The 19,877-nt window shown below is 72.1% G+C and carries 20 protein-coding genes; 8 read left to right on the forward strand and 12 right to left on the reverse strand.

Going from position 1 to position 19,877, the window contains the following annotated elements; all coding sequences use genetic code 11:
• Positions 1-80 precede the first annotated feature (80 nt).
• The 3 genes from WQO_RS20955 to WQO_RS20965 all read left to right on the forward strand — a co-directional run bounded on the left by WQO_RS20955 (position 81) and on the right by WQO_RS20965 (position 1,946).
• Positions 81-341: a hypothetical protein gene (locus tag WQO_RS20955; RefSeq protein ID WP_010060885.1), complete on the forward strand. Its 261-nt coding sequence runs from the start codon at positions 81-83 to the stop codon at positions 339-341.
• Positions 342-383: 42 nt separating this feature from the next.
• Positions 384-830: a hypothetical protein gene (locus WQO_RS20960; RefSeq protein ID WP_010060883.1), complete on the forward strand. Its 447-nt coding sequence runs from the start codon at positions 384-386 to the stop codon at positions 828-830.
• Positions 831-980: 150 nt separating this feature from the next.
• Complete coding sequence (locus WQO_RS20965) at positions 981-1,946, forward strand: hypothetical protein (protein WP_063897880.1); 966 nt, start codon at positions 981-983, stop codon at positions 1,944-1,946.
• Positions 1,947-2,055: 109 nt separating this feature from the next.
• Here the strand turns inward: WQO_RS20965 and WQO_RS20970 are convergent, their stop codons facing one another.
• Entirely contained in the window at positions 2,056-3,012 is a 957-nt protein-coding gene (locus WQO_RS20970) for an alpha/beta hydrolase family protein (protein ID WP_010060880.1), read from the reverse strand.
• 228 nt (positions 3,013-3,240) lie between these two features.
• Between WQO_RS20970 and WQO_RS20975 the strand changes: the two genes are divergently transcribed.
• Entirely contained in the window at positions 3,241-3,837 is a 597-nt protein-coding gene (locus WQO_RS20975; protein ID WP_010060879.1) for a TetR/AcrR family transcriptional regulator, read from the forward strand.
• 53 nt (positions 3,838-3,890) lie between these two features.
• On the opposite strand, the gene WQO_RS20980 is transcribed toward WQO_RS20975, so the two are convergent.
• Complete coding sequence (locus WQO_RS20980; RefSeq protein ID WP_010060878.1) at positions 3,891-5,015, reverse strand: NAD(P)-dependent alcohol dehydrogenase; 1,125 nt, start codon at positions 5,013-5,015, stop codon at positions 3,891-3,893.
• Positions 5,016-5,119: 104 nt separating this feature from the next.
• Here WQO_RS20980 and WQO_RS20985 point away from each other — a divergent pair, with 104 nt between their 5' ends.
• Complete coding sequence (locus WQO_RS20985) at positions 5,120-5,707, forward strand: TetR/AcrR family transcriptional regulator (RefSeq protein ID WP_010060877.1); 588 nt, start codon at positions 5,120-5,122, stop codon at positions 5,705-5,707.
• 91 nt (positions 5,708-5,798) lie between these two features.
• Here the strand turns inward: WQO_RS20985 and WQO_RS20990 are convergent, their stop codons facing one another.
• The gene (locus tag WQO_RS20990) at positions 5,799-6,266 is read right to left on the reverse strand and encodes a VOC family protein (protein ID WP_032748499.1); all 468 of its coding nucleotides are present in this window, start codon (positions 6,264-6,266) and stop codon (positions 5,799-5,801) included.
• A gap of 22 nt (positions 6,267-6,288) precedes the next feature.
• Between WQO_RS20990 and WQO_RS20995 the strand changes: the two genes are divergently transcribed.
• Entirely contained in the window at positions 6,289-6,942 is a 654-nt protein-coding gene (locus WQO_RS20995) for a CGNR zinc finger domain-containing protein (protein WP_032748497.1), read from the forward strand.
• 44 nt (positions 6,943-6,986) lie between these two features.
• A complete protein-coding gene (locus WQO_RS21000) occupies positions 6,987-7,376 on the forward strand; it encodes an SRPBCC family protein (RefSeq protein WP_010060872.1) in 390 nt (129 codons plus the stop codon).
• Between the two features lie 12 nt (positions 7,377-7,388).
• Here the strand turns inward: WQO_RS21000 and WQO_RS21005 are convergent, their stop codons facing one another.
• The 4 genes from WQO_RS21005 to WQO_RS21020 all read right to left on the reverse strand — a co-directional run bounded on the left by WQO_RS21005 (position 7,389) and on the right by WQO_RS21020 (position 11,907).
• The gene (locus tag WQO_RS21005; protein WP_032748495.1) at positions 7,389-7,922 is read right to left on the reverse strand and encodes a hypothetical protein; all 534 of its coding nucleotides are present in this window, start codon (positions 7,920-7,922) and stop codon (positions 7,389-7,391) included.
• Between the two features lie 19 nt (positions 7,923-7,941).
• A complete protein-coding gene (locus tag WQO_RS21010; RefSeq protein ID WP_010060868.1) occupies positions 7,942-9,717 on the reverse strand; it encodes an FAD-dependent monooxygenase in 1,776 nt (591 codons plus the stop codon).
• 66 nt (positions 9,718-9,783) lie between these two features.
• Positions 9,784-10,866 (reverse strand): EamA family transporter RarD, encoded by a 1,083-nt coding sequence (gene rarD / locus WQO_RS21015; protein ID WP_058954055.1) that lies wholly within the window; start codon positions 10,864-10,866, stop codon positions 9,784-9,786.
• A gap of 180 nt (positions 10,867-11,046) precedes the next feature.
• Positions 11,047-11,907, reverse strand: a complete 861-nt coding sequence (locus WQO_RS21020) for an SDR family oxidoreductase (protein WP_010060864.1) — start codon at positions 11,905-11,907, stop codon at positions 11,047-11,049.
• Between the two features lie 105 nt (positions 11,908-12,012).
• Between WQO_RS21020 and WQO_RS21025 the strand changes: the two genes are divergently transcribed.
• Positions 12,013-12,402 carry a winged helix-turn-helix transcriptional regulator gene (locus WQO_RS21025; RefSeq protein ID WP_010060863.1) on the forward strand — a complete coding sequence of 130 codons (390 nt, stop codon included), beginning with the start codon at positions 12,013-12,015 and terminating at the stop codon, positions 12,400-12,402.
• 72 nt (positions 12,403-12,474) lie between these two features.
• Here the strand turns inward: WQO_RS21025 and WQO_RS21030 are convergent, their stop codons facing one another.
• The 5 genes from WQO_RS21030 to WQO_RS21050 all read right to left on the reverse strand — a co-directional run bounded on the left by WQO_RS21030 (position 12,475) and on the right by WQO_RS21050 (position 19,853).
• Positions 12,475-13,548 carry a 2-oxoacid:ferredoxin oxidoreductase subunit beta gene (locus WQO_RS21030; protein WP_010060862.1) on the reverse strand — a complete coding sequence of 358 codons (1,074 nt, stop codon included), beginning with the start codon at positions 13,546-13,548 and terminating at the stop codon, positions 12,475-12,477.
• Positions 13,541-15,505 carry a 2-oxoacid:acceptor oxidoreductase subunit alpha gene (locus tag WQO_RS21035; protein WP_010060861.1) on the reverse strand — a complete coding sequence of 655 codons (1,965 nt, stop codon included), beginning with the start codon at positions 15,503-15,505 and terminating at the stop codon, positions 13,541-13,543. Before WQO_RS21035 ends, WQO_RS21030 begins: the two co-directional genes overlap by 8 nt.
• A gap of 288 nt (positions 15,506-15,793) precedes the next feature.
• Entirely contained in the window at positions 15,794-16,453 is a 660-nt protein-coding gene (locus WQO_RS21040) for a response regulator transcription factor (RefSeq protein WP_010060860.1), read from the reverse strand.
• Positions 16,454-17,079: 626 nt separating this feature from the next.
• A complete protein-coding gene (locus WQO_RS21045) occupies positions 17,080-18,441 on the reverse strand; it encodes a sensor histidine kinase (protein WP_058954056.1) in 1,362 nt (453 codons plus the stop codon).
• 221 nt (positions 18,442-18,662) lie between these two features.
• Positions 18,663-19,853 carry a sensor histidine kinase gene (locus tag WQO_RS21050; protein WP_058954057.1) on the reverse strand — a complete coding sequence of 397 codons (1,191 nt, stop codon included), beginning with the start codon at positions 19,851-19,853 and terminating at the stop codon, positions 18,663-18,665.
• Positions 19,854-19,877 lie beyond the last annotated feature (24 nt).

Consider the following 19,877-nt stretch of genomic DNA (forward strand, 5'->3'; position numbering starts at 1 on the left):
ATAGGCAAGTTGAGGGACTCCTCACGGTAGGTCACGCTGAATCGCCCCGGTAGTCGTATGGCTACAGAGAGGAGCGATAGGTGGACGGCGAGAACGTTTGCCCGAATGCGCAGGACCCTCCCGGCCTCCCGGCGCTCGGCGCGCTCATGGTGGACACCGGTCACGGTGACCGCGTGGGCGAGTTCCGCGGGGTGGCCGGCCCCTACTGGTCGCTGCGGCCCGTCGGCGGCGGGGCCGAGTGGGAGGCCGAGCCGGACCGGGTCCGGCCCGCGCTCCTCCTAGAGCAACTCCGGGCCAGGACCGCCCGGCTCAACGCCCGCAGCCGGGGCGAGGTTCTGTGAACGACCGTCATCCCCCACCCCCCACCGGCAAGGATGAGAGCCATGCTGCAGTGCACCGCCTTCACCGAACTCCCCGAGATGGCCGCGCGGGTCGCGTTCATGGGTCTGGAGGACGGAATCGACCTGGCGACGGACGTGCCCGAACTGGACGAGTTCCTGCTGTGCGAACTCGGCGAGCACGAGGAGGGGGCCGAGCACGCGGCTCAGCTCTGGTCGGCGTCGCCCGCCGCCGGGCGTGATCTGTGGATGTTCTGGACCGAGGGCGACGGACGCCGGAAGTTCCGCTTCGTCGAACTGCTGCCGTGCCCGGCCGTCATCCACCGGCTGTCCGTCAAGGAGGGGGACGTCTGCGTCCTGTACGACCGGCACCCGGCCGCGCACTCCTGGGATGTGACGGATCCGCTCGCCGATCTGATGACGGAGCAGATCCGGGAGGAGGTGCGGCGGGACCGCGAGGGTGATGGCGGCTGTTCCGGTGGGCGCGGCTGAAGCGGAGCCGGGCCCAACTCGGCTGGCCTCCTGCCGAGTTCCGGCCTCGCGACCGAGAACCGGCCAAATGTGGTGCTGCTGTGAAGGCGGCGTGTTCCGGGGTAGGGGGGGGCGGGGGCTCAGATGGGGCCCGACGGAGGGGTGGGGCACATGCGAGAGACGTTCACGCGGTGGCGAAGAGGCGTGGCGAGCGGGGCGACCGCTCTGCTGGTGCTGGCCGGAGCGGTCGGGCTCGCCGCGACCCCGGCGGCCGCCGCGGGGGTGGGGACCGAGCCGGTCAGCTCGTACACCTTCAACAGCGCGCCGGGCGACTACATCGGTCAGGGCGGCACCGGCTCGTACAAGGCTCCCCGGGCCAACGTGGTGGCCGAGAACCCTGCCGCGTTCGATCCGGGGCTGGTTCGGGTGTGGGTCTCCGACGAGGACGTCACCTGGACGATCGAGTTCGCCGGAGCGCGCGGCGAACTGCTCAAGCCGGGTGTGTACCGCAACGCCGAGCGCACGGCCTTCCGCACCGGACGCTCTCCCGGGCTGTCCGTCGGCGGTGACGGCCGGGGCTGCAACGAGGTCCACGGACAGTTCACCGTCAACCAGGTCGCCCACGACGCCGAGGGCACGGTGACGCTGCTGGACGCCACGTTCACCCAGCACTGCGGGAGCGCCGACGCCCCGCCGCTGAAGGGCACCGTCAAGTACCGGGCGCTGCCGCTCTCCTTCGCGTACGACAGTGACCCGGGTAACTGGATCGGCCAGGGGACGAAGAACACCTACACCGGTTCCACCAGCACGTTCGAGGTGCAGGGGACGGATGAGGACCTCACGTACGAGGCGTCGGGCAAGCGCGCCGACTGGTCCGTGCGGCTGACGCCGCCGGAGGGCGAGAAGCTCGTCACCGGCCGGCTCTACCGGGCGGAGCGGTTCAGTGGTGCCGGGATCGCGGGGCTGGACGTGACGGCGTTCCATCGCGGATGCAACCTCTCCACCGGCGAGTTCACGTTGACCCGGCTGGTCACCGATGACGCGACGGGCGAGGTGAAGGCGTTCGCGGCGACCTTCACCCAGCGCTGCGACGACGCGGAGGGCGCCCTGCGCGGCACCGTGCGTTACTTCGCCTAGCGCGTTCCGCCGGGACGGGCGAACAGGACCGACAGGGTGGCCCCCGCCGGAGAATCCGGCGGGGGCCACCCTGTCGCCGCCGTGCGCCGACCGGCACGACCCGCCCGCTTTACTTGGACTCGACCCGTCCGAACGCGTCCGGGCCCGTCGCGTGTGCCTCGACGGCCGTCTGCCACGCGGCGTCGTCGCCGTCCAGCACGCCGCGCAGGTAGGCGGAGGTGAGGTGGGCGAGCGCGGCGACGCGCGCGGGGTTCTCGTCGGTCGTCTCGGCGACGTCGTATCCGGAGATCCCGCCGAGGCCGTGCTCCGCCGCGAAGAGGGTGAGCAGGGTCTTGGGGCCGGGGGCGAGGACGTACGGGTCGGCGTGCCAGTCCGGGCCCATGACCGTCAGATGGGCGGACTCGTCCTTCTCGCCCCTGACCACGAGCGTGGGCGTCGTCATCCGGGAGAAGTCCGTGGTGGTGAGGAACGGCAGCGCCTCCGCCATGGGCGGGGTGATCGCGTCGCCGCCCCGGCCGGGTCCGGCCAGCACCACGCCCGCCCTGATCCGCGGATCGGCCAGCTCCACCTCCGTACCGTCGTCCGGATCGGTGAGGCTCGCGCCCAGCAGGAGGCCCGCCGTGTGGGCGCCCATCGAGTGCCCTGCGACGGCGATCCGGTCCCGGTCAAAACGGCCGGCGAGTCCGGGGACGCCCGCCTCGACCTCGTCGAACCGGTCGATCAGGCGCGACATGTCCTCGGCGCGGGAGCGCCAGTGCATGGGTGCGCCGGGGGTCTCGGGCGGCAGGCTCAGCGTCGTCGAGCTGAGGTGGGTCGGCTGGATCACGGCGAACCCGTGCGCCGCCCAGAAGGCGACGAGGGGGGCGTAGCCGTTGAGGGAGGAGAGGTTGTTCGAGTGGCCCTGGCCGTGCGAGAGCAGGATGACCGGCAGCCGGTCACCGTCCCCGGGCGCCCCGGTGCCGGTCGGGGGCAGCGGCAGGGAGACGCGGAGCTCCAGGTCCACGGCACGGTCGGGGGTGGGGAGCACCAGCGGGGCGACGGACAGGACAGGGGAGGGGGTACGCATGGGGAAGCCCTTCCGGGAGGCCCCTGCCGCGGGTCCGAAAGTGGGGCAGGGCAGGGGAGTGGAAGCGTCCGGCTTCGGCTAAAGTGAAGCGGAGCGTTGTTCCATTTACGATACGGAGCGCTGTTCCGCTTTGTCAACGGCGATGCCCGGCGACGGATTCCCGCGATGGATTCCCGTCCCCTGGGCGGAGTCTCGCGGCGGCGGAGCAGGTGAGGAGAGGGGTGCGCGGTGGCTGCCGCCGATGAAGCCGGAGGGGCGTCCGCCCGACCGAAGCGGGCCGACGCGGTACGCAATCAGCAGACGCTGCTCGCCGCTGCCGCCGAGGTGTTCGTGACCTCGGGGGTCGACGCGCCGATCCGCGAGATCGCCCAGCGGGCCGGGGTCGGGATGGGCACGATCTACCGGCACTTCCCGACCCGGGCGGACCTGGTGGTGGCCGTCTACCGCCACCAGGTCGAGGCCTGTGCCGAGGCGGGGCCGACCCTGCTGGCCGAGGAGGAGTCCCCGTTCACCGCGCTGGAGCGGTGGGTCGACCTCTTCGTCGACTTCCTGGTCACGAAGCACGGGCTCGCCGACGCGCTGCGCTCGGACAGCGGCGGCTTCGAGGCGCTGCACGCCTACTTCCTCGACCGCCTGGTGCCCGTCTGCGGGCAGATGCTCGACGCGGCGGTCGGCACGGGGGAGGTCCGGCCCGGCACCGAGCCCTATGAGCTGATGCGCGGGGTCGGGAATCTGTGCGTGGGGCGGGACGACGACCCGCGCTACGACCCGCGGCGGCTGGTGGACCTGCTGCTGCGCGGTCTGCGGGGGACGCGGTCGTCCTGAGGTAGGGCGGGTGGTCAGTTCGGCTGCGACCGGTCGCCGGGCGTCGGTGCCGCCTACGTGTCCGATCCGGGTGCGGGGGCGTCCAGGTCGGACAGGTCCAGGACGAACCGGTAGCGGACGTCGTTGCGGCCGAGGCGCTCCAGTGCCTCGTTCACCCGGGCCGAGGGGAGCACCTCCACATCGGCGGTGATGCCGTGCTCGGCGCAGAACTCCAGCATGGCGGCGGTCGCGGGGCGTCCGCCGCTGCCCGCCGAGCTGAGCTTCTTGCGGCCGATCAGCAGATCCATCGCGTTCACGTCGACCCGGCCCAGGTGGCCGAGGAGGCTGAGTGTGCCGTCCAGCGCGACCAGCCGTAGGTACGGGCCGAGGTCGTGCGGCGCGGAGATGGTGTCGATGACGACGTCGAAGCTGTCCCGGGCCCGGCCCATCTGCGCCTCGTCCGTGGAGACCAGGAGCCCGTGGGCTCCGAGGCGGCGGGCGTCTTCGGCCTTGTCGGGTGTGCGGCTGATGACCGTTGTTGCCGCGCCCAGGGCGACCGCCATCTTCACCGCGAGGTGCCCGAGGCCGCCGAGGCCCGCCACGGCCACCCGGCTGCCGGGTCCCACGCCCAGTGCGCGCAGGGGCTCCCAGACGGTGACGCCCGCGCAGAGCAAGGGGGCGGCGCCCGCCGGGTCGAGGCCGGCCGGAAGCGCGTAGGTGAACGCGTCGCTGACGACGTACTCGCGGGAGTAGCCGCCGAGCGTGGCCGAGCCGTCCTGCCGGTCGGACCCGCCGTAGGTGAGCGTGGGGAAGGTGTGGCAGAAGTTCTCCTGGCCCGCCCGGCACATGGGGCACGTGCCGCACGAGTCGACGATGTTGCCCACCGCCACCGGGTCGCCCGCCGCGAAGCGGGTCACGGCGGCACCGGTCGCGGTCACCACACCGGTGAACTCGTGACCCGGCACGAGAGCGGCGCCCTCGCGCAGGGCGTGCAGCGCGTGCAGGTCCGAGTGGCAGACACCGCAGAAGTCGACCCGGACCGCGAGATCGTCGGGTCGCAGGTCCCGGCGTTCCAGTGAGCTGCGCCGCAGAGCGGGCGCGGAGCCGGCGGGGCTTTCCGGGCTCGCGGAGGCCCCGGAGCCGTCGCGGCCGTCAGGGGTGTCGGAGGCGTTCGCCAGCCAGCCGGTCGTCGTACGCATCACGCATCTCCTTAAACAGACTGTTCGGTCTATCTGGCATCTCCGAGCGTAGGGGCGATCGGCCGCATCGGCAAACCAACTGTTCTGTTTGATAGCGTCGGGGTATGGCGGACCAGCCCACGACCACGCGCGGAGCCGCGACGTATCAGCGGATTCTCGACGTGGCGACCCAGGAATTCGCCGAGTACGGAATCGCGGGCGCGCGGATCGAGCGGATCGTGACCGCCGCGCAGACCAACAAGGCCCAGCTGTACGCGTACTTCGGCAACAAGGAAAAGCTCTTCGACGCGATCTTCTTCGCCTCGATGGAGCGCATCATGGAGGCCGTCCCGATCGACGCGGACGACCTCGCGGACTGGGCCGTCCGCCTCTACGACGAATACCTCCGCCGTCCCGACCTCATCCGACTGGCCACCTGGGCGCGCCTGGAGCGCAGGCCCACCGGTCATCTCGTGGAGGACGGCCGCCGCCTCGACGACCGGAAGCTGCGGCTGATCGCCGAGGCGCAGGAGGCCGGGCGGGTGCGGCCGGGTGATCCGTTCGACGTGATGGCCATGGTGATCGCCATGTCCATGGCCTGGTCGCCGGTGAGCAACGTCTACGCGGCGTCGGCCGACGAGCCCGCCGACGCCCACGACCAGCGCCGCGCCCTGCTGCGCGCGTGCGTACGGCGGGCCGTCACCCCCGAGTGAGCGGCCAGGCCCGGGTGCCCGACCCGGGCTGAGGGCTCGATGCGGCCTCGGTGCTCGACCTGGTCCGGGCACCCCCTGCTGGGTTCGGCGCTCAGTTCAGGCAGAACTCGTTGCCCTCGGGGTCCGTCATGACGACCCAGCTTCCGCCCTGTTCGTCGTACGTGCGCAGCGCCCGCGCGCCCAGCGCCGTCAGTCGTTCCTCCTCCGCGTCGCGCCGGCCCGGGGTGGAGTGCACGTCGATGTGGATGCGGTTCTTCACCGTCTTCGGCTCCGGTACCCGCTGGAACAGCAGCCGCCGCCCCTGCCCCGTACCGCTGACCTCGTTGTACGGGTCGTCCGGATGCCGCGCCGCCGCCAGGTCGAGCCAGGCGCGGCGACCGTGTGCATGGGTCGTGATGGCCTCGGGCACGGCTCCGGCCGTGAGCAGCTGCTCGACCAGCGGGCTGTTGTCCTCGACGACGTAGCCCAGGGCCTCCGCCCAGAACCCGGCCTGCGCGTGCGGGTCGGCGCTGTCGATCACGAGCTTCCAGGACAGTGGCTGTGTCGGTGTCTCCGTCATGGAAACCGTTTATAGTGGTTACATGAGCGGAAAGGCAACCACCACGCCGGGGCTGTTGTTGCGGCACCCGGACGGCAGTTCGTTCCGGTTCGATCCGGGCGCACTGTGCCTGGAGCTGCTGCCGACCGGTGGACCCGGCCCGCTGTCGTACTTCGAGGTGCTGCACGAGCCCGCCGACCTGGTGCGCTGGGCGGAGGAGAGCCGGCTGCCGGACGGGCTCGGCCCCGGGACCGGTTCGCGCTCGGGCGACGGGCTCGCCGTGAGCGCGGCGGAGGTGGCGGACGCGCGGGCGCTGCGCGATGCGCTGTGGCGGATTGCGCAGAGCCGGGTGCGGGAAGAGCCTCCGGGCCCGGACGACCTCGCCACCCTCAACGACGCGGCGGCCCGGCCGTCGCTGACGTCCCGGCTGACCGCGGGCGGTGAGCGGTCATGGACGCCGGGCGGCACCGGGACCGCGCTGCTGTCCACCGTCGCCCGCGACGCGATCGACCTGTTCGCCGGGGCGTACGCCCACCGCATCCGCACCTGCGGCGCGCACGACTGCGCTCTGCTGTTCGTGGACACCTCCCGCCCCGGCAAGCGCCGCTGGTGCTCGATGGAGCGCTGCGGCAACCGGCACAAGGTCCGCGCCCACCGCGCCCGGCTCACCGCCCCCGACGGGGAAGCCACCGACTGACCAGCACCGACTGACTCGCACCGGCAGACGAAGGGGTTTGTGCCATGCCGACCGGACTCACACAGGACGCAGGCTGGGAGATCGGTGTCTCCCGGACCATCCACCGACCGCTGACCGCCGTATGGGACTTCGTCGCCGGCCCGGAGGGCGCCGCGCTCTGGCTCGGCCTCGACGGCCCGCTGCCCACCGCGAAAGGCGCTCCGTACCGTACGGCGGACGGCATCGAGGGCGAGATCCGCAGCTACCGCCCCGGCGACCGGGTCCGCCTCACTCACGGGACCTCCACCGTCCAGGTGGCTGTGACGCCCGGCAGCTCCGAGGACCGGACCGTGCTGCGCTTCCACCAGGAGCGCCTGGCGAGCGCCGAGGAGCGCGAGGAGCGCCGTACGCACTGGAAGAACGTGATGGACCGGATCGAGGCCGAGCTGACCTGAGGGCCCTTCCGGCTAGGCCGGGTCCGGGGGAGGGGCGGGGCAGGCAGGGCAGGTGTGCCCGTCGATCGCGGCCAGCAGACGCGTCGCCGCCGTGCGCATGGCCTGCGCGGGGGAGGGACCCCCGGAGTCGGGTGTGTCGGGCGTGCCGGAGGTACGGCGTGCCCCGCGCGCGTCCGGCACCGCCCCGGCCAGCCGGACGGCCGTGCCGCGCCCCTCCGCCACCGCCTCGTGCGCGGCGCGGGTCCACGCCGGGTGCTCGGGGTTCCCGGCGGCCAGGATCGTGGCGAGCAGGTCCAGCACGCCCGCCCGGTCCCGGACCGTGTCCGTCGCCGCCAGCTCCCAGAGGAACGGCACCGTCGCCGCCGTCGAGTCGAACACGGGCGGGGTGCCGATCCACCGCTCCAGATCGTTCAGCGCCTCGTCCGAGGACGGCGCGTCGCCCCAGGCGATCCGCGACAGCACCCCGGGAACCTGGGACGCGGAGCCGTACGCATGCTGCAGCTCGTGCCACCGCACGTTCCTCATGGCCCCCAGGACAGTCCCCATCCGGGCACTCAATCAGCCTTTACCGGTGGCGTCCACCAATGCCGGAGAACCGTTCCGCGACCCCTTCCGCGGACCGGGTCCCTCCATGGAGTTGCTGCAGATACGCGCGTACGGATCGGGTGTCGTCCGCCGGGGCCGACAGACCCAGGTGATGGTCGGGGCGGACGACCACGACGGTGCCCGTACCCGTCCCTGTGCGCGTACCGTCGGAAGCTTTCGTTCCGTACGCGGCGGCCGCGTGGCCCTCGTCGTCGACGACCGCCGCTCCCGGGCCGGACTCCCCCAGGTCCTCGTGCGCCGCGTACACGCGGCAGGTCCGCACCCCGGCGTCGCCGTACGCGGCCGCCACCTCGCGCAGAGCCGCCGCACTGCCCGGACCGAAGCCCAGAACGGTGGTGCCGGGACCCGCGAAGACGCGGTGGAGGCGCGTGCGGGCCCCGGTGACGGCGTCCGCGCACGGGGCGTCGGGGGCCCGGTCCCCGGGCTGCGGGGCGGGCCGTTCGCCGTCCCGCGCCGTCCGGACCTCGGCGTCCGGGGCGTCCGGCCAGCCGTCCCCGGCCTGCGGGACCTCGGCGTCCGGGGCGTCCGGCGAGCCGTCCCCGGCCTGCGGGACCTCGGCGTGGCCCCGGGCCAGGGAGCTCCAGCGGTAGCCGACGCCCAGGCCGGTCGTGTCCGAGGTGATCGCCGCGTCCAGGCCGCCACCGGGCCGGCGGATCGCCTCCAGCGTGGCCCGCAGCCGCTCCGAGGTGAGGTCCAGGGTCCGGGCGGCCACCGGAAGCCGCTCCTCCTCGTACGTGTCCAGCAGCTCCGCGCCCGCGTGACCGGCGAGCACCAGACCCAGCTTCCAGCCCAGGTTGAACGCGTCCTGGATGCCCGTGTTCATGCCGAGGCCGCCCGCGACGGCGTGGACGTGCGCCGCGTCGCCCGCGAGGAAGACCCGCCCGGCGCGGAAACGGTCCGCCATCCGCACGTTGACCCGGTACGTCGACAGCAGCTCCGCCCCCGTCAGGGCCCGGCCGGGCAGTGCGGTGTGGCGGGCGAGCAGCCGCCGGAACCCGTCGGCGGTGGGCGCGAGCGGCCGGCCCCGCCCGTCCCGCTCCGGCCCCGCCTGGAACCACCAGCCCGTGCGCGTACCGGGGATCGGGCAGAGCATGACCGCGCCGTCCTCGTCGAACCACTGGTGCCAGCGGGTACGGGCCAGGGCGCCGTCGGCCAGGTCGACGTCGCCGCAGACCATCACCTGGTCCTCGGCGGTGGCCCCCTCGAACCCGATCCCGAGCAGCTTCCGTACGGAGCTGTGCGCGCCGTCGCACCCGACGACGTACCGCGCGCGTTCCGTACGGCCCTCCGCGAACGTCACATCCACGTGCCGCGCACCGGGACCTTCCGCCAGCCCTGTGACCTCGCGTCCCAGCTCGACGCGGACGCCGTACCCGGCCAGCCGGTCGCGGAGGATCTCCTCCAGCCGCCACTGGGCGATCAGCCGGCCCCGGTCGTAGGGGGCGTCCGGCGTCGGCGCGGAGTCCGCCCACGGGTCGGTCTCCGCGACCGGGAGGCGGTCGCGGTACTTCAGCATCGGCAGCGGGGCCGAACCGGCGGCGAGCACCTCCTCGGCCACCCCGAGGTCGTCCAGGATCTCCAGGGACCGGGCGTTGGGGCCCTTGGCGCGCGAGGTGCGCGGCGGTACGGGGGACCGGTCCACGATCCGTACGGCGGCCCCCTGCCGGGCCAGATCACAGGCCAGCACCAGCCCGGTGGGTCCCGCTCCCACGATGAGTACGTCGGTCATGCCCATGCCTCTCCCTCGGTCACGCTTCCGGTGGTCCGGGACCAGAGAAACGTAACCGAGTTAGAAAAGCAACTAGGTAATCTTTTGTTGGGCGGGTTTCGGGGGTGTCGGCGCGGAGCCCAGGGGCTGCGGGAGGTCGGGGGCCTGCGGGAGGTCGGGGGCCTGCGGGAGGTCCGGGGCCTGCGTGAGGTCCGGGGTCGGCGTGACGGCCGGGGTCGTGGGCGCCGGGGCTGCGGCCGCCACCGCCAGCAGTTCCGCCGCGAGCACCCGGTTGCGCCGCGCGGTGCGCAGCGCGTCCCAGGTCAGCAGCGACAGGGCGAGCCACACGAGGGCGAACCCGGCCCACCGCTCGGGCGGCATCGCCTCGTGGAAGTAGAGGACGCCCAGGCCGAACTGGAAGACCGGGGCCAGATACTGGAGGAGCCCCAGCGTGGACAGCGGCACCCGGATCGCCGCCGCGCCGAAGCAGATCAGCGGAAGCGCGGTGACGATGCCCGTCGCGGCGAGCAGGAACCCGTGCCCCGTGCCCCCGGCCGTGAACGTCGACTCGCCGGTGGCGGCCAGCCAGAGCAGGAAGCCGAGTGCGGGCACGAAGAGCACGGCGGTCTCGGCGGCCAGGGACTCCAGGCCGCCCATGTTCACCTTCTTCTTGATCAGGCCGTACGTGGCGAACGAGAACGCCAGCACCAGCGAGACCCAGGGCGGCTGGCCGTACCCGATCGCCAGGACGAGGACGGCGGCCGCGCTGATGGCCACCGCGGCCCACTGGGCGGGGCGCAGCCGTTCGCCCAGCAGCAGGACGCCCAGGGCGATGGTGACCAGCGGATTGATGAAGTAGCCGAGCGAGGCCTCGACGACGTGCCCGTTGTTCACGGCCCAGATGTAGAGGCCCCAGTTGACGGAGATCGTCGCCGCCGCCACCGATATCAGCCCCAGCTTGCGCCGGTCGCGGACCAGCTCGCCGATCCAGGCCCAGCGGCGGACGACCAGGAGGGCGACGGCGACGACGCCCAGCGACCAGACCATCCGGTGGGCGAGGATCTCGATCGCCCCGGACGGTTCGAGCAGCGGCCAGAACAGCGGGACCAGGCCCCACATCCCGTACGCGCCGATTCCGTACAGCAGGCCCGCCCGCTGCTCGTTCTTGCCCTCCACGTGTGCCCTCCCGGCCTGCCCGCGCGCGACGGCCGTATCCGGCCGACGGCACGACGGTAGCGCCGGAAGAGCTTCGTGTCATAGCCGTCTCACGGAAACACTCATGACAGTGCTGTGTGGGTGGGTTCGTGAGGGGGCGCGTCGCGGCCCAGGCGGGGATTGCGTGGGGCGCGTCGCGGCTCAGGCGGCGGACAGGGCGGCGCGTACGGTCTCGGCGAGGGGCGTCGTCGGGCGGCCGATGAGCCGGGCGAGGTCGCCACTCGTCCCCGCGAGCCGGCCGCGCCCGATCGCCTCGTCCACATCGACGAGGATCGCCGCGAAGCCCTCGGGCAGCCCCGCGCCGACCAGGATCTCCTGGTGCGCGGCGGCCGGGACGTTGCTGTACGCGATCGTCTCGCCGGTCAGCTCGGAGACCACCGCGGCGTACTCGGCGAGCGACCAGGCGGTGTCGCCGCTCAGCTCGTAGGCGGTGTTCAGGTGGCCGTCGCCGGTGAGCACGGCGGCCGCGGCGGCGGCGAAGTCGGCCCGCGAGGCGGAGGCGATACGGCCCTCGCCCGCGTTGGCGACGACCGCGCGGTGCTCCAGGACCGGGGCCAGGTTGGCGGTGTAGTTCTCCGTGTACCAGCCGTTGCGCAGGAAGGTGTACGGCAGCCCGGAGTCGAGGATCAGCTGCTCGGTGGCCTTGTGCTCGTCGGCCAGCGCGAAGTCCGCGTCCGGTCCGCCGAGGATGCCGGTGTACGCGAGCTGGGCGACGCCCGCCGCCTTGGCCGCGTCGATGACCGCGGCGTGCTGCGCCACGCGCCGGCCCACCTCGCTGCCGGAGATCAGCAGCACCCGGTCGCCGGAACGGAAGGCTCCGGCCAGGGTCTCGGGGGCGCTGTAGTCCGCGATGCGCAGCTCCACGCCCCGGGCGGCCAGGGCGGCGGCCTTCTCCTTGTCGCGCACGACCGCGACGACCTCGCCGGCCGGGACCTCGGCCAGCAGGGCGTCGACGACGAGGCGGCCGAGCGCGCCAGTGGCTCCGGTGACAACGATGCTCATGGGGGGCTCCGATTTCGATCAGCTGGTGCGTTTCCGCGTTTCGGTCACCACCCTAGGGGAAGCGCTAACCCTGAGAAAGTACCCACTTTGAAGTAAGGTACTGGTATGGCAGTGAGTGAGGGGCGTGCGGCGCGCGGGATCGGGGACATCAAGCAGCCCATGTGCCCGTCCCGGCTGATCCTGGAACACGTGACGAGCCGCTGGGGCGTGCTCGTTCTGGTGGCGCTGCTGGAGCGCTCGTACCGCTTCAGCGAACTGCGCCGCGAGGTGGGCGGTGTCAGCGAGAAGATGCTGGCCCAGACCCTTCAGACGCTGGAGCGCGACGGATTCGTCCACCGGGACGCGAAGCCGGTGATCCCGCCGCGGGTGGACTACTCGCTCACCCCCCTCGGTATCGGGGCCGCCGAGCAGGTGTCGGCGCTCGGCCGCTGGATCGAACGCCAGGTAGACGCGGTGCAGGCGGCACGCGAGGTGTACGACGAGGCCCGGGCCTGATCCTGCGGGGATCGGGCCCGGGCCTCGGGTGGTGTGCCGGTGTGCTGGTGGGCGTACGGAACGCGCGTCGGCTCAGCCGATGACCGTCCAGGTGTCCTTGCCCGCGAGGAGCGAGGCGAGGTCGCCCTTGCCGTCGCGCTCGACGGCGGCGTCCAGCTGGTCCGACATCAGGGTGTCGTAGACGGGCCGCTCCACACTGCGCAGCACCCCGATCGGGGTGTGGTGGAGGGTGTCCGCGTCGGCCAGCCGGGACAGCGCGAACGCCGTCGTGGGCGATTCCGCGTGGGCGTCGTGGACGAGGACCTGCGAGCGGTTCTCCTCCGTGACGGCCACGACCTGGAGATCGCCGGTGGCCGGATCGCGGACGACACCCTTCGGCTCCTGGGCACCGAAGAGGATCGGCTGCCCGTGTTCGAGGCGGATGACGGCCTCGGCGGCCTGCTCCTTGTCCTTCAGGACCTCGAAAGCGCCGTCGTTGAAGATGTTGCAGTTCTGGTAGATCTCCACCAGTGCCGTGCCCGAGTGCTCGGCGGCCGCGCGCAGCACGCTCGTGAGGTGCTTTCGGTCGGAGTCGACCGTCCGCGCCACGAACGTGGCCTCCGCGCCGATGGCCAGCGACACCGGGTTGAAGGGGGCGTCGAGCGACCCCATCGGCGTCGACTTGGTGATCTTGCCCAGCTCGGATGTGGGGCTGTACTGGCCCTTCGTCAGCCCGTAGATCCGGTTGTTGAACAGCAGGATCTTGAGGTTGACGTTGCGGCGCAGGGCGTGGATGAGGTGGTTGCCGCCGATGGAGAGCGCGTCGCCGTCACCGGTGACCACCCACACCGACAGATCCCGGCGGGAGGTGGCGAGCCCGGTCGCGATGGACGGGGCCCGGCCGTGGATGGAGTGCATCCCGTACGTGTTCATGTAGTACGGGAAGCGGGAGGAGCAGCCGATGCCTGAGACGAAGGTGATGTTCTCCTTCGCCAGCCCCAGCTCCGGCATGAAGCCCTGGACGGCGGCGAGGACCGCGTAGTCGCCGCAGCCGGGGCACCAGCGCACCTCCTGGTCCGACTTGAAGTCCTTCATGGACTGCTTCGCCTCGGCCTTCGGCACCAGCTGCAGCAGTTCGTTGTGCCGCAGTTCGTCGGTGTCAGGCATCGATGGCCTCCTTGAGAGCCGTGGCGAGCTGCTCGGCCTTGAACGGCATTCCGTTGACCTGGTTGTAGCTGTGGGCGTCCACCAGATACTTCGCCCGCAGCAGCATCGCGAGCTGGCCGAGGTTCATCTCCGGCACGACGACCTTGTCGTAGCGCTTCAGTACCTCGCCGAGATTCTTCGGGAAGGGGTTGAGATGGCGCAGGTGGGCCTGGGCGATGGGAGCCCCCGCGGCGCGCAGACGGCGAACGGCGGCGGTGATCGGCCCGTACGTCGACCCCCAGCCGAGCACCAGCGTCGCCGCCCCGGCCGGGTCGTCGACCTCCAGGTCGGGAACCTCGATGCCGTCGACCTTGGCCTGGCGTGTGCGGACCATGAAGTCGTGGTTGGCCGGGTCGTAGGAGATGTTGCCGGTGCCGTCCTGCTTCTCGATCCCGCCGATGCGGTGCTCCAGGCCGGCCGTCCCGGGGACCGCCCAGGGGCGGGCCAGGGTCTGCGGGTCGCGCTTGTAGGGCCAGAAGACCTCGGTGCCGTCGGCCAGGGCGTGGTTCGGCCCGGTGGCGAACGGCGTCTTGAGGTCGGGCAGCGAGTCCGTCTCCGGGATGCGCCAGGGCTCGGAACCGTTGGCCAAGTAGCCGTCGGAGAGCAGGAAGACCGGCGTCCGGTAGGTCAGGGCGATCCGGGCCGCGTCGATCGCGGCGTCGAAGCAGTCCGCCGGGGTCTGCGGGGCCACGATCGGAACCGGGGCCTCACCGTTCCTGCCGTACATCGCCTGGAGCAGGTCGGCCTGCTCGGTCTTGGTCGGCAGCCCGGTCGACGGACCGCCGCGCTGGATGTCGATGATCAGCAGCGGCAGCTCCAGGGAGACCGCGAGCCCGATCGTCTCCGACTTCAGCGCCACACCGGGGCCGGACGTCGTGGTCACACCCAGCGCCCCGCCGAACGCGGCACCCAGCGCCGCCCCGATCCCGGCGATCTCGTCCTCGGCCTGGAAGGTCCGCACACCGAAGTTCTTGTGCCGGGACAGCTCGTGCAGGATGTCCGAGGCCGGGGTGATCGGATACGAGCCCAGGTAGAGCGGCAGGTCCGCCAGCTGTCCGGCGGCGATCAGGCCGTAGGACAGGGCGAGGTTCCCCGAGATGTTGCGGTAGGTGCCGGTGGGGAAGGCCTGTGACGCCGGGGCGACCTCGTAGGAGACCGCGAAGTCCTCGGTCGTCTCGCCGAAATTCCACCCGGCCCGGAAGGCCGCCACATTCGCTTCGGCGATCTCCGGTTTCTTCGCGAATTTGGCCCGCAGGAACGCCTCCGTCCCCTCGGTCGGCCGGTGGTACATCCACGACAGCAGACCGAGCGCGAACATGTTCTTGGACCGCTCGGCCTCCTTGCGGGGGAGCCCGAACTCCTTCAGCGCCTCCAGCGTCAGCGTCGTCAGCGGCACCGGGTGGACGTTGTAGGCCTCCAGCGAACCGTCCTCCAGCGGACTGGTCGCGTATCCCACCTTCGCCATCGGCCGCTTCGTGAACTCGTCGGTGTTCACAATGATTTCCGCGCCGCGCGGTACGTCGTCGATGTTCGCCTTCAACGCGGCGGGATTCATCGCGACCAGGACGTTGGGGGCGTCGCCCGGAGTCAGAATGTCGTGATCGGCAAAGTGGAGCTGAAAGGAAGAGACCCCCGGCAGCGTGCCTGCGGGGGCGCGGATCTCCGCCGGGAAGTTCGGCAGGGTGGAGAGGTCGTTGCCGAAGGAAGCGGTCTCCGAGGTGAACCGGTCACCCGTGAGCTGCATGCCGTCACCCGAGTCGCCCGCGAAACGGATGATCACCCGGTCCAGGCGGCGGACTTCCTTCCCGTCGCCGCCCGTGGTTCCCGTCGTACCTGACAGGGGGGCTCGCTGGCCCCCGAGGACGGCGTCGTTGGCCTCATCGGCCTTCTCTGCCGCGCTACTGACCTGGCTCGTCACTGAACTGGACCTCCCTTGGGGCGGCGGTTCGGAACCGTCCGGCGGCCGGCGGATCCCGGAGGCCACCCTACGTCTGCGTAGGTTGCCCTCCAGGGACCGATCATATGGTGGACGCTGTTTTGAGACACCCTTTGAGTAAGGATTGTCACGTTATGCCGACCCCCGATCGTGGGATGGAGATGCGCTGCCCCTGAGCCTTTCGCCCTAGGTCCCTCACCTTCTCCGTCCCCTCTCGGGGCGCCTTCGGGTGCTTCTCGAGTGCTCGATATCTGACAGAGTGTCAGGTATCTAGGAATTCAGGTAGGTCAGCACGGCGAGGACGCGCCGGTGGTCGCCGTCGCTGGGGGAGAGCCCCAGCTTCAGGAAGATGTTGCTGACGTGCTTCTCGACCGCCCCGTCGCTCACCACGAGCTGCCGGGCGATGGCGGAGTTCGTCCGGCCCTCGGCCATCAGACCGAGGACCTCCCGCTCGCGCGGCGTCAGCCCGGCCAGCACGTCCTGCTTGCGGCTGCGGCCGAGCAGCTGCGCCACCACTTCCGGGTCCAGCGCCGTCCCGCCCTGCGCCACCCGGACGACCGCGTCCACGAACTCGCGGACCTCGGCCACCCGGTCCTTCAGCAGATACCCCACCCCGCGGCTGCTGCCCGCCAGCAGCTCCGTGGCGTACTGCTCCTCCACGTACTGGGAGAGGACCAGCACCCCGATGCCCGGGTAGTCCTTCCGCAGCCGCACCGCCGCGCGCACTCCCTCGTCCGTGTGCGTCGGCGGCATCCGCACGTCGGCGACCACCACATCGGGAAGCGCCTGCTCGGCGTCGAGCTCCGCCACGGTCTTGAGCAGCGCCTCCGCGTCCCCGACCCCCGCGACCACGTCGTGCCCGAGATCGGTGAGCAGCCGGGTGAGCCCCTCCCGGAGCAGGACCGAATCCTCGGCGATGACCACGCGCACCCTGTTCTCCACGTTCTCCACGACTGCGAGTCCCCCACTTTTCGAATATGCCGCGTTCCCCGCGACCTCGCACGCCCCACGCCCGACCCACCGCGCGCCGCGCCCCGACCGTCCCAGCATCCCAGGCCCCGGACTCGGATGGGGGACCTGTGGATAACCCACGCGGACCGGTGAGGGGAGGGAAGGGGCAGAGCAGGGCAGGGCAGGGGGGAAGACGGGGAGGGCAGGGGGAAGACGGGGAGGGCAGGGGAGCAGCGGGAGAGGGGCTGGCCCCGGTGGGGAGAGGAGACGGCCCCGGCAAGGAACGGGGGAGGCCGAGGTTCGTCCGGGGGAGCCCCACCTGGTCGACCGGGCCGGATCAGCCGAGCCGGGGCGGCTCCGCCGGGTCGCCCCTGCCAGGGCGGCTCCGCCGGGTCACCCCAGCCCACCAGGGCGACGGGGCTGCCAGGGGCGCGCCCGCCCGGCCGGTTCGTCGGGTCGGCCGCGTCGGAGGTGGCTTCGCCGGGTCCCCCCTGCCAGGCGGCCCGTCCGGGGCCACCCCGGCCTGGGCGGCTCCGCCGGGTCACCCTGCCCTGCCAGGGCGACGGCTCTGTCCAGCGCGCGCCCGCCCGGCCGGCTCGTCCGGGTCAGCCGCGCCAGGGGAGCTCGGCTGTGATCGTCGTCGGGCCGCCGGTCGGGGAGTCGACCACCAGGACCCCGTCCACGGCGTCCAGCCGCTCCGCCAGTCCGGCCAGGCCGCCGCCCGAGGCCGGCGACGCCCCGCCCCGGCCGTTGTCCGTGACCTGGAGCATCAGCCGGTCGCCCGCCCGCCACACATCGACCGTCGCGCGGGTCGCGCGGGCATGCTTGCTGATGTTCTGGAGCAGCTCCGAGACGGTGAAATACGCGATCCCCTCGATCGCCTGCGCCGGACGCGCATCCAGGTCCACCTCGACGGTCACGGGCACGGTGCAGCGGGAGGCTATCGCGGAGAGTGCGGCGTCCAGGCCCCGGTCGGTGAGGACGGCTGGGTGGATGCCGCGGGCCAGGTCGCGCAGCTCCTGCAGAGCCACCTTCACCTCGCCATGCGCCTCGTCGACCATGCGGGCCGCGGCCTCGGGGTCGTCGGTGAGCTTCTCCTTCGCCAGGCCCAGATCCATGGCGAGGGCGACCAGGCGGGCCTGGGCGCCGTCGTGCAGGTCGCGTTCGATCCGGCGGAGGTCGGCGGCGGCGGTGTCCACGACCACGCCCCGGTCCGACTCCAGCTCCGAGACCCGGGTGGCCAGCCGGGACGGCCCCAGCAGACCGGTGACCATCAGCCGGTCCACCGTCAGCAGACCCCGCACGACCCAGGGCGCCGCCATCACCAGCACCAGGCCCACCGCCCCGGTCGCCGCCAGCTCCAGGGGTGAGTTCAGATACTCCTCGTGGGTGCGGTCCCCGTACACCTGGATGCCGTCCTGCCCGGCGAACATCGGGAAGAGCCAGAACCACAGCGGGTACGTCAGCGCCATCAGACCGTACGTCCAGAACGTGATCGCGACGACGAACGTGAACACGGCCCACGGGAAGTGCAGCAGCGTGTACAGCAGGTGCCGCCAGGACGCCCCGCTTTTGAGCACCGCCCCCATCCAGGACATCGGGCCGCCGGTCTTCCCCCGCACCCGCTCCGGATCCGCCACCTCCACCCGCAGCAGCGCCCGCGCCCGGTGCCGCTCCAGCGTCCCGAAGCCCCGGCACACGGCGAGGCCGACGGCGAGGACCGGTATCCCGATGAAGGTGACCATCAGGCCCGCGCTCAACGACGTCATGGTGACCGCGAAGACGAACATCGCCGTGCTGAGCGGGAAGCTCAGCAGCGCGTAGAGGAGCTCGCGCCAGGCACGGGCCTCCAGCGGCGCACGCAACGGCGCGGGAAGGAAATGCCTCGTCCGGGTCTTCACCCCGAAGTCGGGGGCGGAACCCTCGTGCTCCCGGTCCCGCGTGTCCGGTCCGTATGCCGTGGCCATGAGTCCCGTCCGTTCCGTCTCTGTCTCAGTCTCTCAGTGGGCTGTCCGTGGGGTGTGCGCCGCCGTGGCGCCGGAGGCGGCCCGTGACCACGGGCCGCTCTTCCGCCGTTCTCCCTCAAGGGTGCTGGCCGGCGGCCTTCCGCACCATGAGGCCCCTCTCCGTATCCGACCGGGGGTTTTCCCTACCCCCGGCCGTGTGGGAGGCCATGCCGACCATGCGGTTATGCCGTGCGTGCGGCCGCAACCGTCCGGTCGCGCCAGGGCAGCTCGGCGGTGACGGTCGTCGGCCCGCCCTCCGGCGAGTCCACGACGAACACCCCGTCGACCGCGCCGAGCCGCTCGGCGAGCCCAGCCAGCCCCGAGCCGCCGTCCAGCCGGGCCCCGCCCCCGCCGTCGTCCGTGACCTGGAGCAGCAGCCGGTCCCCCGAACGCCACACGTCGACCGAGGCCGACCGCGCACCGCTGTGCTTGCTGACGTTCTGAAGGAGCTCCGAGACGGTGAAATACGCGATCCCCTCGATCGCCTCGGCCGGACGCCCCCGAAGCCCCACCGACACCTTGACCGGGACCGTGCAGCGGGAGGCGATGGCGGAGAGTGCGGCGTCCAGGCCCCGGTCGGTGAGGACGGCGGGGTGGATGCCGCGGGCCAGGTCGCGCAGCTCCTGCAGGGCCACCTTGATCTCGCCGTGGGCCTCGTCGACCATGCGGGCCGCGGCCTCGGGGTCGTCGGTGAGCTTCTCCTTCGCCAGGCCGAGTCCCATGGCGAGGGCGACCAGGCGGGCCTGGGCGCCGTCGTGCAGGTCGCGTTCGATCCGGCGGAGGTCGGCGGCGGCGGTGTCCACGACCACGCCCCGGTCCGACTCCAATTCGGCGATGCGCCGCTCCAACTCGTCCGACGGAGACAGCAGCCCGCGCACCATCGCCCGGTCCACCGTCGTCAGCCCCCGCGCGATGAACGGCAGCACCGGCCACAGGACGAACAGGCTCACCAGCGTCACCGCGAACGTCAGCACGCCCCACGGCAGTCGGATGAACCCGTACAACAACGCCCGCCAGCCCACCGGGTCCTTCAGCCCCGCCCAGAGCCGGGCGAAGAACCCCTCGTCCCGGTGGCCGCGCCCCAGCGGACTCGGCTCGTCCACCCGCACACCGAGCATCCAGCGCGCCCGCCGCCGCTCCAGCCCGCCCAGCAGCCGAGCGCCCTGGAGCCCGCCGACCAACAGCGGCAGACCGATCACGGTGACGGACAGCCCGGCGCCCACACCGATCACCACAACCGTGTAGACGAACCCGACGACGGCCACCGGCAGATTGGCGAGCAGATAAGCGATCTCCCGCCAGGTCCACCGGTCGAGGGCGAAGCGGGCGGGCGGCAGCCGGTCGGGGTCCGGCAGGGAGGGGCTCATGGTCATACCCCCAGCCTGCCGGGCCGCACC

The sequence above is a fragment of the Streptomyces globisporus C-1027 genome (assembly GCF_000261345.2).
GTDB lineage: Bacteria > Actinomycetota > Actinomycetes > Streptomycetales > Streptomycetaceae > Streptomyces > Streptomyces pakalii.

Bases quoted from the DNA above. Each gene is read 5' to 3' on its own strand.
- WQO_RS21000 (WP_010060872.1), top strand. From the start codon at position 6,987: ATGCCGACCGGACTCACACAGGACGCAGGCTGGGAGATCGGTGTCTCC.
- WQO_RS20960 (WP_010060883.1), top strand. From the start codon at position 384: ATGCTGCAGTGCACCGCCTTCACCGAACTCCCCGAGATGGCCGCGCGG.
- WQO_RS21010 (WP_010060868.1), bottom strand. From the start codon at position 9,717: ATGGGCATGACCGACGTACTCATCGTGGGAGCGGGACCCACCGGGCTG.
- WQO_RS21030 (WP_010060862.1), bottom strand. From the start codon at position 13,548: ATGCCTGACACCGACGAACTGCGGCACAACGAACTGCTGCAGCTGGTG.
- WQO_RS20980 (WP_010060878.1), bottom strand. From the start codon at position 5,015: ATGCGTACGACGACCGGCTGGCTGGCGAACGCCTCCGACACCCCTGAC.
- WQO_RS20985 (WP_010060877.1), top strand. From the start codon at position 5,120: ATGGCGGACCAGCCCACGACCACGCGCGGAGCCGCGACGTATCAGCGG.
- WQO_RS21005 (WP_032748495.1), bottom strand. From the start codon at position 7,922: ATGGGGACTGTCCTGGGGGCCATGAGGAACGTGCGGTGGCACGAGCTG.
- WQO_RS20990 (WP_032748499.1), bottom strand. From the start codon at position 6,266: ATGACGGAGACACCGACACAGCCACTGTCCTGGAAGCTCGTGATCGAC.
- WQO_RS21020 (WP_010060864.1), bottom strand. From the start codon at position 11,907: ATGAGCATCGTTGTCACCGGAGCCACTGGCGCGCTCGGCCGCCTCGTC.
- WQO_RS21050 (WP_058954057.1), bottom strand. From the start codon at position 19,853: ATGACCATGAGCCCCTCCCTGCCGGACCCCGACCGGCTGCCGCCCGCC.
- WQO_RS21025 (WP_010060863.1), top strand. From the start codon at position 12,013: ATGGCAGTGAGTGAGGGGCGTGCGGCGCGCGGGATCGGGGACATCAAG.
- WQO_RS20965 (WP_063897880.1), top strand. From the start codon at position 981: ATGCGAGAGACGTTCACGCGGTGGCGAAGAGGCGTGGCGAGCGGGGCG.
- WQO_RS21045 (WP_058954056.1), bottom strand. From the start codon at position 18,441: ATGGCCACGGCATACGGACCGGACACGCGGGACCGGGAGCACGAGGGT.
- WQO_RS20995 (WP_032748497.1), top strand. From the start codon at position 6,289: ATGAGCGGAAAGGCAACCACCACGCCGGGGCTGTTGTTGCGGCACCCG.
- WQO_RS20970 (WP_010060880.1), bottom strand. From the start codon at position 3,012: ATGCGTACCCCCTCCCCTGTCCTGTCCGTCGCCCCGCTGGTGCTCCCC.